Source organism: Kitasatospora sp. NPDC032150, from assembly GCF_055579945.1.
Window position 1 is genome coordinate 49,686 of record NZ_JBVIMH010000017.1, and the last position, 13,865, is coordinate 63,550.

At 73.2% G+C, this 13,865-nt stretch carries 10 protein-coding genes; 4 read left to right on the plus strand and 6 right to left on the minus strand.

Annotated elements, in window-relative coordinates; genetic code table 11:
- Position 1: 1 nt before the first annotated feature.
- The 3 genes from ACZ5ON_RS20885 to ACZ5ON_RS20895 all read right to left on the minus strand — a co-directional run bounded on the left by ACZ5ON_RS20885 (position 2) and on the right by ACZ5ON_RS20895 (position 3,698).
- Positions 2-1,495 (minus strand): sugar transferase, encoded by a 1,494-nt coding sequence (locus ACZ5ON_RS20885; protein ID WP_465594528.1) that lies wholly within the window; start codon positions 1,493-1,495, stop codon positions 2-4.
- Between the two features lie 369 nt (positions 1,496-1,864).
- Positions 1,865-3,049: a glycosyltransferase gene (locus ACZ5ON_RS20890; protein ID WP_465594531.1), complete on the minus strand. Its 1,185-nt coding sequence runs from the start codon at positions 3,047-3,049 to the stop codon at positions 1,865-1,867.
- Positions 3,050-3,257: 208 nt separating this feature from the next.
- On the minus strand, positions 3,258-3,698 hold the full coding sequence (locus tag ACZ5ON_RS20895) for an SRPBCC family protein (protein WP_344635366.1): 441 nt from the start codon (positions 3,696-3,698) through the stop codon (positions 3,258-3,260).
- A 131-nt stretch (positions 3,699-3,829) separates the two neighbouring features.
- Here ACZ5ON_RS20895 and ACZ5ON_RS20900 point away from each other — a divergent pair, with 131 nt between their 5' ends.
- The gene (locus ACZ5ON_RS20900; RefSeq protein ID WP_465594534.1) at positions 3,830-4,747 is read left to right on the plus strand and encodes a HipA family kinase; all 918 of its coding nucleotides are present in this window, start codon (positions 3,830-3,832) and stop codon (positions 4,745-4,747) included.
- A gap of 40 nt (positions 4,748-4,787) precedes the next feature.
- Here the strand turns inward: ACZ5ON_RS20900 and ACZ5ON_RS20905 are convergent, their stop codons facing one another.
- The 3 genes from ACZ5ON_RS20905 to ACZ5ON_RS20915 all read right to left on the minus strand — a co-directional run bounded on the left by ACZ5ON_RS20905 (position 4,788) and on the right by ACZ5ON_RS20915 (position 8,932).
- A complete protein-coding gene (locus tag ACZ5ON_RS20905) occupies positions 4,788-6,290 on the minus strand; it encodes a S8 family peptidase (protein ID WP_465594537.1) in 1,503 nt (500 codons plus the stop codon).
- A gap of 198 nt (positions 6,291-6,488) precedes the next feature.
- A complete protein-coding gene (locus ACZ5ON_RS20910) occupies positions 6,489-7,604 on the minus strand; it encodes an amidohydrolase family protein (protein WP_465594540.1) in 1,116 nt (371 codons plus the stop codon).
- The gene (locus ACZ5ON_RS20915; protein ID WP_465594543.1) at positions 7,592-8,932 is read right to left on the minus strand and encodes a type I glutamate--ammonia ligase; all 1,341 of its coding nucleotides are present in this window, start codon (positions 8,930-8,932) and stop codon (positions 7,592-7,594) included. The genes ACZ5ON_RS20910 and ACZ5ON_RS20915 overlap by 13 nt, the downstream gene beginning before the upstream one ends.
- A 373-nt stretch (positions 8,933-9,305) precedes the next feature.
- Between ACZ5ON_RS20915 and ACZ5ON_RS20920 the strand changes: the two genes are divergently transcribed.
- The 3 genes from ACZ5ON_RS20920 (at position 9,306) to ACZ5ON_RS20930 (ending at position 13,755) form a co-directional block, all read left to right on the plus strand.
- Complete coding sequence (locus tag ACZ5ON_RS20920) at positions 9,306-9,950, plus strand: TetR/AcrR family transcriptional regulator (protein ID WP_465594546.1); 645 nt, start codon at positions 9,306-9,308, stop codon at positions 9,948-9,950.
- 67 nt (positions 9,951-10,017) lie between these two features.
- Entirely contained in the window at positions 10,018-11,508 is a 1,491-nt protein-coding gene (locus ACZ5ON_RS20925; RefSeq protein WP_465594549.1) for an MFS transporter, read from the plus strand.
- A 468-nt stretch (positions 11,509-11,976) separates the two neighbouring features.
- The gene (locus ACZ5ON_RS20930; protein WP_465594552.1) at positions 11,977-13,755 is read left to right on the plus strand and encodes a 3-hydroxyacyl-CoA dehydrogenase family protein; all 1,779 of its coding nucleotides are present in this window, start codon (positions 11,977-11,979) and stop codon (positions 13,753-13,755) included.
- Positions 13,756-13,865 lie beyond the last annotated feature (110 nt).

Below are 13,865 nucleotides of genomic sequence, written 5' to 3' on the forward strand. Positions count from 1 at the left end.
GTCAGCTCCCGTCCGGGTGGAGCAGCAGGACCGCGGTGCGGAGCAGGATCTTGGTGTCCTGCCAGAGGCTCCAGCCCTCGATGTACCGGTTGTCGAAGCGGGCCCGGTCCTCGATCGAGGTGTCCCCGCGCAGGCCGTTGACCTGGGCGAGGCCGGTGAGCCCGGCCGGGACGCGGTGGCGGTCGGCGTACTCGGGGTAGGCCTGGCCGAACCGCATGACGAAGTACGGGCGTTCGGGGCGCGGTCCGACCAGGCTCATGTCGCCGCGCAGCACGTTCCACAGCTGCGGCAGTTCGTCCAGCGAGGTGCGGCGCAGCAGGCGGCCGACGGTGCCCATCCGGTGGTCCTGGGAGATGTTCCAGCGGGTGGCCGACTCGTGCTCACTGCTGGGGCGCAGGGTGCGGAACTTGAGCAGGGCGAAGGACCTTCCGTCGAGTCCGGTGCGCTGCTGGCGGAACAGGACCCCGGGTCCGGTGTCGAAGCGGACGGCCAGCGCGCAGGCGGCCAGTACGGGGGTGAGTGCGATCAGGCCGAGGCCGGCGGCGAGGATGTCCAGCCCCCGCTTGACCGGCCAGCCCCGGCGGCGCAGTGCCGGGCGGCCGAGCTTGAGGCAGGGGAAGCCCCAGAGCTGGTCGCGGTCGGCCCCGGCCACCGAGCCGTACTCGCGCAGCGCGGGGACCAGCCAGATCTGGCAGCCGAGCCGGGCGGCCTCGCGGAGCGCGGCGGTGGTCTCGGCCTCGTCGGCGCCCTCGGTCGCGACCACGTGGTGGATGCGGTGGCGCCGGATCTCGCGTTCGAGCACCTCGCGACCGCCGAGGACGGGCAGTTTGGCGTCCGGGGCGAGCAGGACGGGTGCGGCGTCGAGGAAGCCGACCGGGCGAAGTCCGTACTCGCGGCGCTCGATCAGGGCGGCGGCGACCCGCTGGCCGAGCTGGCCCGCGCCGAGTACCAGGGTGGGGCTGGGGCGGCGGCAGCGGGCGCGGCGCAGCTGGCGGTAGACCAGCGCCCGGCCGCCGGAGGCGAACAGGACCAGGGCGGTCAGGGTGGCGAGCAGGCGCAGCGGGTGCGCGGCGGCGACGTCGGGCAGGCCCTCCAGGCAGGCGGAGAGGGTGACCGCGAAGGCCAGCGCGACGGTGGCCCGGGCGGCCAGCGCGGGGAGTTCGTCGAGTGCGGAGAGGGTGAGCCTGGTGCGGTAGAGGCCGGCGGCGAGGTTGAGCGGAAGCAGCAGGGGCAGCACGGCGACCGCGCCGAGCAGGGGGCGGCCGGTGCGGTCGGCGGTGAAGCCGGTGGCCGCGCAGACCGCGAGGGTGTCGACGGCCAGCAGCGCACTGGGCACCACGGCCCGGGAGCGGAGTGCTCTGCGGTGGCGTCCGACCGCCGCGGAGGAGCGGGCCTGGGCGGTCCGGGCGGGGCGGTCGAGGATGGCGGCGCCGGTCCGCCGGGAGTTCGGCAGCGGGCGCCCCGGTCGCGGCACGCTCTCGTGGTCAATGGTCATCAGCGCACGAACTCCCTGCTGTGGGACCGCCTTTGGCAGGCTGTACGGCCGCTCGGGCAGGACGGCCGGACCGGCAGCCGCATCGACGCGGACATCCCGGCTCGATGGATTCGGCCTGGATGACACCTGCCACCGAGAGTGGATTTCGACCCATTCCCGGACTGCCTCCCGGAAGACCGACGACTGAAAAAGGCGATGAGACAGGCAAAATCAGACAATGCCGAACAGCAGCTTGGTTGCAGAGGGTTGGCTTGCCATTTCATTCCACCCGCCCATTAATCGGACTTTCGCATTTGAACCCTCGTTCGCATGGTCAAGAAGCGAACACGGCGACACCGCCACGGCGAGTGTCCACGGCCTGAGAAACGATCAGGCGCCGTCCGGGACACGGGCAGTTGGGCACGGCAAGAGCGACCGGCTGGACGCATCCGGGAATTCCGCAGCCGAAATTGTTCGATAGAGCTCCGCCACTCGCTCCACCACCGATCGCACGTCATGGCGGCCGATCACATGTTCCCTGGCCACCACACCAAGCCGTTCGCATTCGATCAGGTCATCTAGCGACTCGGACAACCGCCGGGCGAGTTCCGTCGGATTCTCCGGTGGAACCAGTCCGCGCGCCGACTGCGCCGGCGGCAGCGACTCCCGGGCCCCCGGCACGTCCGTCAGCAGCACCGGGCGGCCCGTCGCCATCGCCTCCAGCGGTGCCAGCGCCATGCCCTCCCAGCGCGACGGCAGCACCACCAGATCGGCAGCGGCCAGCCAGGGCCTGGGGTCGGTCACGTCCCCCGCCAGCCGCACCCGGGACGGGTCCGGCAGGGTGCGGACCAGGTCGGCCAGCGCGGTGGCGTCCGGGCCGCCGCCGACCAGGGCCAGCCTCGCCTCCGGCAGCCGCTCGGCCACGCCCGGCCAGGCCGCCAGCAGCACGTCCTGGCCCTTCTGGCGGCAGAGCCGGCCGAGGCAGACCGCGAGCGGGGCGTCCAGGTCCAGGCCGAGCGACATCCGGGCGGCGCGGCGGGCCGCCCGGTCGGCGAAGGCGTGGTGCCGGACGTCCACCCCGTTCGGGACCACCCGCCAGCGCGCCCGCAGCCCGGCCGCCTCGCCGTCCAGCCGCTCCCGCTCGCTCACGCAGAGCACCGCGTCGGCCCAGCGGGTCGCGTACCGCTCCCAGCGCAGGGTGGCCGCGGCGAGCACGCCCTCGACGGCCGCGAAGGACCAGGCGTGCGGCTGGAAGACCGTCGGCACCGCCCCCCGGATCGCCAGCCGGCCCGCCAGCCCGGCCTTGGCGCTGTGCAGATGGACCACGTCGGGTGCCACGGCCTGGACGATCCGGCGCAGCCGCCACGCCTCCGCCGGCACCCCCGGACCGGGCGAGCGCGTGGCCGGCCAGTCCAGCACCAGCGCCCCCGCCGCCGTCGCCTCGGCGGCCAGCCGGCCGACCCGCGGGCAGGCCACCAGCACCCGGCAGCCCGCCTCGCGCTGCCCGCGGACCAGGTCCACCACCACCCGGGCGACGCCGCCGTCCACCGGCTGGGAGATGTGAAGGATCGTCATATGCACGGCGGTGAGCCTAGGTTGACACCAAGCCGCGCTCGGGGCGGTATCACCCGGGACGGGGAACGCAATCACCCGTACGGCTCAGCGGCCGTACGGGCATGCGATCGTCCTCCGGAAACACCGCGGCCGGCCGTCGAGGGCTTCCGGCAGCGGCGTACCCGGTGGCGCCCGAAGCCCTGCCCGTGGCGCCCGGGAAACGCCGGGTTCAGGCGACTTCGGTGGCGAGGCGGGCGAGGACCTCGTCGTGGATGCGGTTGAGGCCCTTGGGGGCGAAGGTCCGCTCGAAGAAGCCGCCGATGCCGCCCGCGCCCTGCCAAACCGTCTCGACCAGCACCTTGGCCTGGCCCGCGCCGGCCGCCGTGACGGTCCAGGTGGTCACCATCGAGGAGTTGGCGTCGGACTCGACCAGCTTGAGCGGCGCCGGCTCGGTGACGTTGAACAGGCAGTCCCGGACCCGCTTCTCGGTGGCCTGGAGCTTCCAGTGCACCTGGGTGCCCGCGCCCCGGCCGCCCGCCCTGACCTCGTACTCGCTGTACTGCGCGGGCAGCAGCTTCGGCCGGGTGACGGCGTAGTCGGCCAGCGCCTCGTACACCCGCTCCGGGGACGCCTGGTAGACCCGCTCGGTGGCGGCGTACACCTGACCCATGACCTGCTCTCCTCCGACTGTGTGGCAACGCTCTGCGGCTAGCTTTGATATCGGGCCCAAGCCAACCACCGCTCACCTCCGGCACCAAAACCGGGACCGCGTCCGCCGGCCGCCGGGTTAGGGTGGCCGATGTGCTTACCGAGGTGACCGCGATCCGCTACCTGAACCCCCTGCGGGCCGGCGGCTCCGTGCCGGGGATCGTCGAGGCCGACGACCTCGGGACGTACGTGGTCAAGTTCACGGGTGCCGCGCAGGGCCGCAAGGCCCTGGTCGCCGAGGTGATCGTCGGCGAACTGGCCAGGCGGCTCGGCCTGCGGGTGCCCGAGCTGGTCCTGGTGGACTTCGACCCGGCGGTCGCCGCCGAGGAGCCGGACGCCGAGATCCAGGACATGCTGCGCGCCAGCGCCGGCTACAACCTCGGCATGGACTACCTGCCGGGCGCCCGCGACTTCGATCCGGAGGGCGGCGTCGGGGGCAAACCGCCGATGGTGGACGTCCACCCCGTCGAGGCCGGGCAGGTGGTCTGGCTGGACGCGCTGACCGGAAACGTCGACCGCAGCGTCCACAACCCCAATCTGATGGTCTGGCACGGCCGGCTCTGGCTGATCGACAACGGCGCCGGGCTGATCTTCCATCACCGCTGGTCCGGCGCGCACGCCTCGCTGCTCAAGCGGTACGACCTGAGCAACCACGCGCTCGCCGGCTTCGCCCCGGACGTACCCGCCGCCGACGCCCGGCTCGCCCCGCTGGTGACCCCGGAACTGCTGCGCGAAGTGGTCGCGTCGGTCCCCGGGCAGTGGCTGGCCGACGAGCCGGGGTTCGGGTCGGTCGACGAGGTCAGGGAGGCCTACGTCCGCCATTTGGCCGCGCGGGCCCGGGAGTCGGCGGCCTGGCTGCCGGAGGGGTTCGCCACCCCCGAGCAGCTGCGGCGGACCGAGGCGGAGCGCGCCGCCGCGACCCGGGCGGGGCGCCCTGCCTGGCTCAGGCACGTGCCCGACCTGCACGGCAAGCCGTCGGCCGCACCGGACTGGAGCCGGCACATCGACTGACGGGCTTGCCGCGCCCCGGGGGCCCGCGCCACCCGGACGGCTACCAGCGCCACCAGTCGGCGGCCCTGGCGGCGTTGACGATCCCGCGGCCGTAGAAGCCGTTGTTCTGCTCGTCGCCCTCGCAGGTGGCCTTGAAGTCGCCGGTACCGCCCGGGTCGTAGGTCGAGCTCGGGCAGGCGCGCGGGTCGGCCTGGGTGGTCAGCAGGTGGCGGAGCTCGTCGGGACCGGCCCACGGGTGGCTGCTCGCGAGCAGCGCGAGGACGCCGGTGACGTGCGGGGCGGCCATCGAAGTGCCCTGCATGTAGCCGTACTTGTTGCCCGGGATGGTGGAGAGGATCCGGCCGTTCCTGTCCGGCGTGTCGGGGATCTGGTAGCGGGCGTCACCGCCGGGCGCGGCCACGGTGACCTTGTTCAGGCCGTAGCTGGAGTAGTAGGACTTGTCGGCGTTGCTGCCGACCGCGCCGACCACGACCACACCGGGGAGTTCGACGGGCAGCGAGAGGCAGCTGCCGTCGATCGGACGGGGTGCCGGGGTGGTGTCGTCGGGGCTGGAAGCGTCCGTGGCCTTGTGGGCCAGGTCGATGTTGGCGTTGCCCGCCGAGGCGACGCTGAGCACGCCGTTGCGCTGCGAGAAGAGCACCGCGCGCCGGACGCCCTCGGTGATGGCGGCCTGATCCGGGTCGGCCTTGCAGTTGAACATCCAGGGGTCGACGAAGTAGCTGTTGTTGGTCACCCGGAAGTGGTGCTGCCCGGCCCAGACGAAGCCGCAGATGGCGTACTCGGGGTAGATGGAACCGCTGTCGTCGACCACCTTGACCGCGGCCAGCCGGACGTTCGGGGCTATTCCGACGACGCCCTTGCCGTTCTTGGCGGCGGCTATGGTGCCCGCGACGTGGGTGCCGTGGCCGCTGGTGGTGGGCTGCCAGGCCTTCCAGTCGGTGTTCGGCCTGCCGCCGTCGACGCAGGAGACCGAGAGCGCGGGGTCCACATTGGGCGCGAGATCCTCGTGGGTGGCGTCTATGCCGGAGTCGAGGACCCCGACCACCACGTCACGGCTGCCGAGTTCGGTCCGGTGGGCCCGGTCGGCGCCGATCTGGCGCAGGTCCCACTGGTCGGCCTCCAGCGGCTCGGCACCGTCGGCCGGGGCCGAGGCCGGGACGGCGGCCTCGACGGTGGTCTCCACGTCGCTCTGCACGATGCCCTTGGTGCGGCTGGCCCCGACCGAATCGACGGTCTTCGACTGCCGCAGTGCGGCCGCGAAGCCGGGATCGGCGGAGCGGGCTATGACCACGCCGATCTGCTCGTACGAGTGGACCACGGTGCCGCCGAGCGCGGCGATCTCCCGTTCGGCCTTCTTGACCTGGCCGTGGCTGGCCTTGGTGTTGACCACATAGCTGAGCAGCGGCCCGGTGGCCGCGGACGGGGCCGCCGAAGCGGCGGCGCCGGCCGCGAACGCGGTGCCGGCCGGCAGTGCCAGTGCACCGGCGGCCAGCGCGAAGGCGCCCGCCAACGAGGTGATCCGGCGTATCCGAGGAATTTTCACAGCGTTTGACCCTCCCGAGGCATCCGGATGAATGTCGGGGACGCTAGTGAACACGCGTCGCCATCGGCAAGAGGTCCACACGGAACTGCCGTACCGCCGACATGACTTGAGGCCGGTTCGGGACAGCCGCCGCATGGCGGTCGAGAGGTAGACCGACCGGGGATAGGGCCCGCGGCGTCGCGTGCCGGTCGGTCTTACTCAGAGGCGGTACAGGCGGCGGGCGTTGCCGGCCGAGATCATCCGCTCGATCCCGGCCGCGTCGGCCGCCGGACAACCGCCGTCCGCCTGCCAGCCGGCGAGCAGCCGCCCGAGGCTGTGCCGGTACTGGGCGGCGCCGACCAGGAAGAGTTCGGGCAGCCCGTAGGCGTCGGTGGAGAACAGCACCTTGCCGAACGGGGCGAGTTCGAGCACCTCGCCGAGCACCTCGGCGGCCCGCGCTCCGGTGTGCGTGACGGTGAGGCCGATGTCCGCGTACACGTGCGGGAAGGAGGCGGCCAGCCAGGCGGCCTGCCGGTGGTACGGGTAGCCGTGCAGCAGCACCAGCGGGACGCCGCTGGGCTCGACGGCGCGGACGAAGTCGACCAGCAGCGCCGGGTCGGCCAGGTGCAGCCGCAGGTCGGGGTCACCGAAGCCGGTGTGCAGCTGGATCGGCAGGCCGAGCGGTTCGCAGACCTCGACGGCCGTCCACAACAGCCGGGTGAGCAGTACCGGGTCGGCCAGCCTGGTCCGGGGGCCGCTCAGCCAAGCGCCGGCCGCCCGGACCACCTCGGCCTCCTCCGGCGGCTCGGGGGGTACGGCCAGCCCGTGCCGGTAGCCGACTATGGACTTCAGCGCGGCGGCTTCGGCGCAGGCGCTCTCCAGCGCCGCCCGCACGGCCCGGGACCACCCCGCCGCGGTGCTGTCGACCCGCTCGGCGACGCTCTCCATCCGGACCACCTCGCGGACCTCCGCACCGGTGGCGGCGGCCAGCTCGGCCAGCGGGAGCAGGGGCCGCCCGGCGGCGCCGGTCAGTCCGGTGTCCACCAGGCAGCAGTCCAGGCCGGCCGCGGCCAGCAGTCGGGCGGTCGCCTCGGTGGGGCCCAGCTCGCGCCGCCGGGCCAGGTAGTCGGCGGCCGGGGCGTACGCGGGCAGCCCGAGCGCGGGCGGGCACCAGCGGCGGACGGCCAGGCCGGTCGCACTGTCGAAGGGCGTGGTCCCGGCCGCGGGCGGCCGGTCGGACTCGGTGATCAGGGCAGCGAAGGCGGCCGGGTCCAGATCGGCGCGGACCACGCTGTGACAGTGCTGGTCGACCAGCCGCACGGTCAGTACCGCCAACGGGTCGCGGCGATCAGCTCCTCCGCGCCGAGGCTGCCGAGGAGTTCCACCTCCGCCCGGCGGACCGCGAGCACCGCGGCGTGCAGCTGGGCACCGAGCGCCTCGCGCAGCAGGACGGACTTCTCGTACGCGTCCACGGCCACCGACAGCTCGGCGGGGAGGCGCTCGACGCCGCTCTGTCCGGCCGGGTCGCCGTGCACCTCGGGCGGCAGCGAGCGGCCGGCGTCCAGCCCGGCGAGCCCGGCGGCGAGCAGCGACCCGATCACCAGGTAGGGGCTGGCGGCCGCGTCGAAGCACTTGATCTCGGCGTTGGCCTGGGAGCCGGTGGAGCCGGTGATCAGCCGGAGCGCGGCCTCCCGGTTCTCCAGGCCCCAGCAGCGGAACGGCCCGGCCCAGCGGGAGGGCTGCAGCCGCAGGTAGCTGGCCACGCTGGGGGCGCCCAGGGCCAGCAGCGCGGGCAGCTCGGCCAGCACCCCGGCGAAGAAGGTCTCCGCCTCGTCGTGCAGTCCGTAGGGCCCCGAGCCGCCGTGGCCCAGGCTCTGCTCGCCGCGCCACAGGCTGAAGTGCAGATGGCCGCCGTTGCCGACGCCGTCCGCCGTGACCGCGGGCGCGAACGAGGCGCGCAGCCCGTAGCGGTGCGAGACGGCGCGCACCGTGTGCCGCACCAGCAGCGCGGTGTCGGCCGCCTCGATCGGGCCCTCGGCGGCGACCGAGACCTCGAACTGGCCCGGGGCGTACTCGGGATGGATCTGCAGGACCGTCAGCTCCTGTGCGGTGAGCGCCCGCAGCACGTCCCGGAGGTAGTCGGAATGCTCGATCATCCGGTTCATCCCGTACGCCGGGCCCTCGGTGGCGGGCCTGCCGTCGGCGTCGGTGACCACCCACTCGACCTCGAACCCGGCGCGCAGCGAGAGGCCGCGCCGTTCGAGGGCGTCCACCATCCTGCGTGCGAAGCGCCGCTGGCAGCCGGGGTGCGGGGTGCCGTCCTGGGTGTAGCGGTCGACCGGGGCCCAGGCCCAGCCGGGCTGCGCGGCCAGCCGGGAGAGCCTGGCCAGGTCGGGGACCAGCCGCAGGTCGCCCTCCGGGCCGGTGGTGAACGGGCTGCTGGTCATCGAGTCGTCCAGCAGGAAGACGTCGAAGCTCGGCGAGGCGCCGACGCCCCACTCGGCGGCGTGCACCAGCTGGCGGACCGGGATGGCCTTGACCCGGCCGATCCCGGCGTTGTCGACCCAGCCGAGCACCACGCCGTCGATGGCCTCGTCGGTGAGCTTGGCGGCGGCCAGCCGGGCCTGGGCTGCGCGTTCCGCACGGGGCTGCATGGTGGTCATACGTCCATGCTGCCGTTCCCGCACTCGTTCGGGGGCCAACCGGGCGGATCCGTCACCCGTCCGGCTGACGGCCGGGCCCGGCGCGGGCCGGCCGGTTCTGCGACCATGGGTGTCTCGGAGGTCTGCGGCGCCCGTACGGAAATTCGGTTGAAGCGGGCGCCGGCATCGCGGAGAGTGGTCAGTCTGGGCGTCGTCTGCGGTGAAGGGGGCGAAGACCGCGCGGGCACATCCCGACGCCTGTGACACAGGTCACCGGCTGGCCCGAAATATCCGGGGAGAGATTCCCCGTTTACCTCTCTGTCCGCACGATCCGGGGACGTGTTCCCCGGATGCACCCATGCCGACGGACCCACCTCGAAGGGAGCACCCGACCATGACCGTGACCGCCGCCAAGCCGGCCGGCCCCCGACTCAGGGCCGACGCCTCCCGCAACCGGGAGCGGATCATCGTCGCCGCCCGCGAGGCCTTCGTCGAGTTCGGCGCGGACGTGCCGCTGGACGAGATCGCCCGCCGGGCCGGGGTCGGGAACGCGACGCTGTACCGCAACTTCCCGGACCGGCGCGAGCTGATCCTCCATGTGACGCTCTCGGTGCTCACCAACGTCGTCGGGCACGCCGAGGCGGCCATGGCCGAGGAGGCGGACGCCTTCCAGGCCGTACGCCGCTTCGCGCTCGCGGCCGCCCACGAGCGGATCGGCGCCCTGTGCCCGCTGCTCTCCGACCACGTCGACCGATGCGACCCCGAACTCGCGGCCAGCCGCCTGCGGCTGACACAGGTGGTGACCGAGCTGGTGGCCCGCGCCCAGCGGGCCGGCCGGCTCCGTCCCGACGTCGCCGTCGGCGACTTCGTGGTCGTGCTCACCCAGCTCACCCGTCCACTGCCGGGCAGCGGATGCCTGGCCATGGACGGCTTCGTCCAGCGCCATCTCCAGATCTTCCTGGACGGCCTGGAGGCCCCGGCCCGCTCCACCCTGGACGGCCGCGCCGTGACCCTGGAGGACCTCAAACGGCACAACTGACCTGCATCTGATCTGCGCTCCGACTTCTCGCACTTCTGCACTCTCTTGTACGTAGATGGGTACCCCCATGTCTGAATCCGCTCTGCAGCCGGATCCCCGGCGGTGGAAGGCCCTCGCCTTCATCGCCCTCGCCCAGCTGATGGTCGTGCTCGACGCGACCATCGTGAACATCGCCCTCCCGACCGCCCAGGCCGACCTCCACATCTCGGACGCCAACCGCCAGTGGGTGATCACCGCCTACGCCCTGGCCTTCGGCGGCCTGCTGCTGTTCGGCGGCCGGATCGCCGACCTGTGGGGACGGCGGCGGACCTTCATAGTCGGCCTGAGCGGCTTCGCGCTCGCCTCCGCGCTCGGCGGCGCCGCCGCCAACACCGGCATGCTGCTGGGCGCCCGCGCCCTGCAGGGCATGTTCGGCGCGCTGCTCGCCCCCGCCGCGCTCTCGCTGCTCGCGGTGATGTTCACCGAGGCCCAGGAGCGGGCCAAGGCCTTCGGCATCTACGGCGCGATCGCCGGTGGCGGCAGCGCCATCGGTCTGACCCTCGGCGGTCTGCTCACCGAGTACCTGAACTGGCGCTGGACCTTCTTCGTCAACATCCCGTTCGCCGCGGTCGCCATCACCGGCGCCGTGCTGGTGATCCGCGAGCCCGCCCAGGGCCGCAACCCCAGCAAGCTGGACATCCCCGGCGTGCTGCTGGTGACCACCGGTCTGGTCTCGCTGGTCTACGGCTTCACCCGGGCCGAGTCGGACGGCTGGACCGCGGGCACCACGCTGGGCCTGTTCGCCGCCGCGGTGGTGCTGCTGTTCGCCTTCGTGCTGGTCGAGCGCTCGGTCAAGGCCCCGCTGCTGCCGCTGCGCGTGATCACCAACCGCAACCGCGCCGGCGTCTACCTCTCGCTGGGCCTGGCCGTGATCGGCATGTTCGGGCTCTTCCTGTTCCTGACCTACTACCTGCAGGTCGTGCTGCGGTACTCCCCGGTCGTCACCGGCCTGGCCTTCCTGCCGATGGTCGCCGGCATGATCACCGGTTCCACCCAGATCGGCGCCCGGCTGATGACCAGGGTCGCCCCGCGCCTGCTGATCGTGCCCGGCTTCACGGTCGCCTCGCTCGGCATGCTGATCCTCACCCAGATCAAGGTGGACAGCTCCTACCCGGTGCACATCCTGCCCGGCCTGATCCTGATGGGCCTCGGCATGGGTACCGCGTTCATGCCCGCGATGAGCCTGGCCACCTACGGGGTCGAGCCGCGCGACGCCGGTGTCGCCTCCGCCATGGTCAACACCTCGCAGCAGGTCGGCGGCGCGATCGGCACGGCGCTGCTGAACACCATCGCCACCAGCGCGATGACCTCGTGGATCAAGTCGCACCTGGCCCTGGCCCAGACCCCGCAGGGCAAGCTGGTGGGCATGGTGCACAGCTTCTCGACCGCGATCTGGTGCTCCTTCGGCATCCTGCTGCTGGCGGCGGCGATCGCCTTCGTCTTCATCAACGTCGGCCGCCCGAGCACCCAGGAGCAGGCCGTCGAGCAGGAGGACGCCGTTCCGGTCCTGGCGCACTGACGCTACGGCCCCGAAGCCCCCGCCGCCCGCCCTTGTCAAGGGAGGCGCGGCGGGGGCTTCGTCATGCCCGGACTCCGCCCGCAACTCTTCCTACGCGGCGGTAACTTCGCTACAGTGACCGCACGCACCACCGCCGGGCTTCGGGAGCCGCACCGGCGGGGCCGGCGCCCGACGTGCCATCGCGCGTTCCACGGGCCCGGCGCGGATGCCCATCTCCCGGCCAAGCCCCGACTCGGGCGACGGCCGGCACTCCACCAGCGTCAGCGTCGCTTCAGTTCATCCAGCGCGCCTGAGCACCACGGCACTTCCGCAGCACGGCCGGAGCGGACCGGCCCGTCCTGCGGTGCCGCAACCGTCATCACCACTCCCCCGCGCCGTCGTGCCCTCCTCCGGTACGCCCGCGGCGCAGTGCTGCCCCGGCGCAGTACCGGAGCGCGGCGCGGGGACCATGACAAGGAGTCAGGACTCATGAAGCGTCCCTTCCCCACCGTCGCCGTGGTCGGCCTCGGCACCATGGGCGCCGGCATCGCCGTGGCCGTCGCGCGCAGCGGCCGCCGGGTGATCGGCATCGAGGCCGGCCCGGACGCCGCCGCGCGGGCGCTGGCCCGGATCGAGGAGGCCACCGCGCACGCCGTCCAGCGCGAGCGGTTCACCGCCGAGGAGCGCACGGCGCTGCTCGCGCTGATCTCGGTCGGCGACCGGCTGGACGCGGCGGCCGACGCCGACCTGGTGATCGAGGAGGTCCCCGAGCAGCTGGAGCTCAAGCGGGAGGTCTTCGCCGAGCTGGACCGGATCTGCCCGCCGGAGACCGTGCTGGCCACCGGCACGACCGCGCTGTCGGTCACCCGGATCGCCGCCGCCACCGCCCGCCCCGAGCGGGTGCTGGGCCTGCACTTCTTCAACCCGGTGCACAGCATGAAGCTGGTCGAGGTGGTCCGCACCGTGCTGACCTCGCCGCAGACCGCCGAGCAGGCCGCCGAGTTCGCCCGCGAGCTGGGCAAGGAGCCGGTCGCGGCCGGCGACCGGGCCGGGTTCGTGGTCAACGGCCTGCTGTTCGCGTACCTCAACCAGGCCGCCGCGATGTACGAGTCCAAGTACGCCACCCGGGAGGACATCGACGCCGCGATGCGGCTCGGCTGCGGCCTGCCGATGGGCCCGCTGGCGCTGCTGGACCTGATCGGCGTGGACACCGCCCGGACCGTGCTGGAGGCGATGTACGAGCAGTCCAGGGACCGGCTGCACGCCCCCGCGCCGATCCTCGGCCAGCTGGTCGCGGCCGGGCTGCTCGGCCGCAAGTCGGGCCGCGGCTTCTACACCTACGAGGCGCCGGGTTCGTCGCAGGTGGTCGCCGACCGGGCCGCCCGCACCGGCGCGCCCGCGGCCGCCGGGCGCCAGGTGCGCGCCGTCGGCGTCTGCGGCTCGGGCACCATGGCGACCGGGATCGCCGAGGTCTTCGCCAAGGCCGGGTACCGGGTGCTGCTCGCCGCCCGCAGCCAGGACAAGGCCGACCGGGCCCAGGCGCAGTTGGCCAGGTCGCTGGAGCGGTCGGTGGCCAAGGGCCGGCTGACCGAGGAGCAGTGCCGGGCGGCGCTGGAGCTGGTGGTCCCGACCGGTTCGTACGCCGAACTCGCCGACGTGGACCTGGTGGTGGAGGCGGTGGCCGAGGATCTGGCGGTCAAGCGCGAGCTGTTCGCGACCCTGGACAAGATCTGCAAGCCGGGCGCGGTGCTGGCCACCACCACCTCCAGCCTGCCGGTGATCGGTTGTGCGACCGCGACCTCGCGGCCGCAGGACGTGATCGGGATGCACTTCTTCAACCCGGCCCCGGCGATGAAGCTGGTCGAGGTGGTCTCCACCGTGCTGACCTCGGCCGATGTCACCGCGACGGTAATGGAGTTGTGCACCGCGGTGCGCAAGCACCCGGTGGAGTGCGGGGACCGGGCCGGGTTCATCGTCAACGCCCTGCTGTTCCCGTACCTCAACGACGCGGTGCGGATGCTGCAGGAGCACTACGCCACGGTGGACGACATCGACACCGCGATGAAGCTGGGCTGCGGCTACCCGATGGGCCCGTTCGAGCTGCTGGACGTGGTCGGGCTGGACGTGTCGCTGGCCATCGAGAAGGTGCTGCACCAGGAGTTCCGCGAGCCGGGTCTGGCGGCGGCGCCGCTGCTGGAGCACCTGGTGGCGGCGGGGTGCCTGGGCCGCAAGACCGGCCGCGGTTTCCGCGACCACGAACGCCGGTGACCGGCCGGCCGGCGCCGGGCCCGGCGCCCGGCTCCCGCCCGGTCGGCGGGATTCCTCCGCGCCCGGCCTGGGGCCCGGGGACGGTCTCCTCCCGGTGGCCCCGGCCGGCC

Bases quoted from the DNA above. Each gene is read 5' to 3' on its own strand.
- ACZ5ON_RS20885 (WP_465594528.1), bottom strand. From the start codon at position 1,495: ATGACCATTGACCACGAGAGCGTGCCGCGACCGGGGCGCCCGCTGCCG.
- ACZ5ON_RS20890 (WP_465594531.1), bottom strand. From the start codon at position 3,049: ATGACGATCCTTCACATCTCCCAGCCGGTGGACGGCGGCGTCGCCCGG.
- ACZ5ON_RS20895 (WP_344635366.1), bottom strand. From the start codon at position 3,698: ATGGGTCAGGTGTACGCCGCCACCGAGCGGGTCTACCAGGCGTCCCCG.
- ACZ5ON_RS20915 (WP_465594543.1), bottom strand. From the start codon at position 8,932: ATGACCACCATGCAGCCCCGTGCGGAACGCGCAGCCCAGGCCCGGCTG.
- ACZ5ON_RS20920 (WP_465594546.1), top strand. From the start codon at position 9,306: ATGACCGTGACCGCCGCCAAGCCGGCCGGCCCCCGACTCAGGGCCGAC.
- ACZ5ON_RS20925 (WP_465594549.1), top strand. From the start codon at position 10,018: ATGTCTGAATCCGCTCTGCAGCCGGATCCCCGGCGGTGGAAGGCCCTC.
- ACZ5ON_RS20930 (WP_465594552.1), top strand. From the start codon at position 11,977: ATGAAGCGTCCCTTCCCCACCGTCGCCGTGGTCGGCCTCGGCACCATG.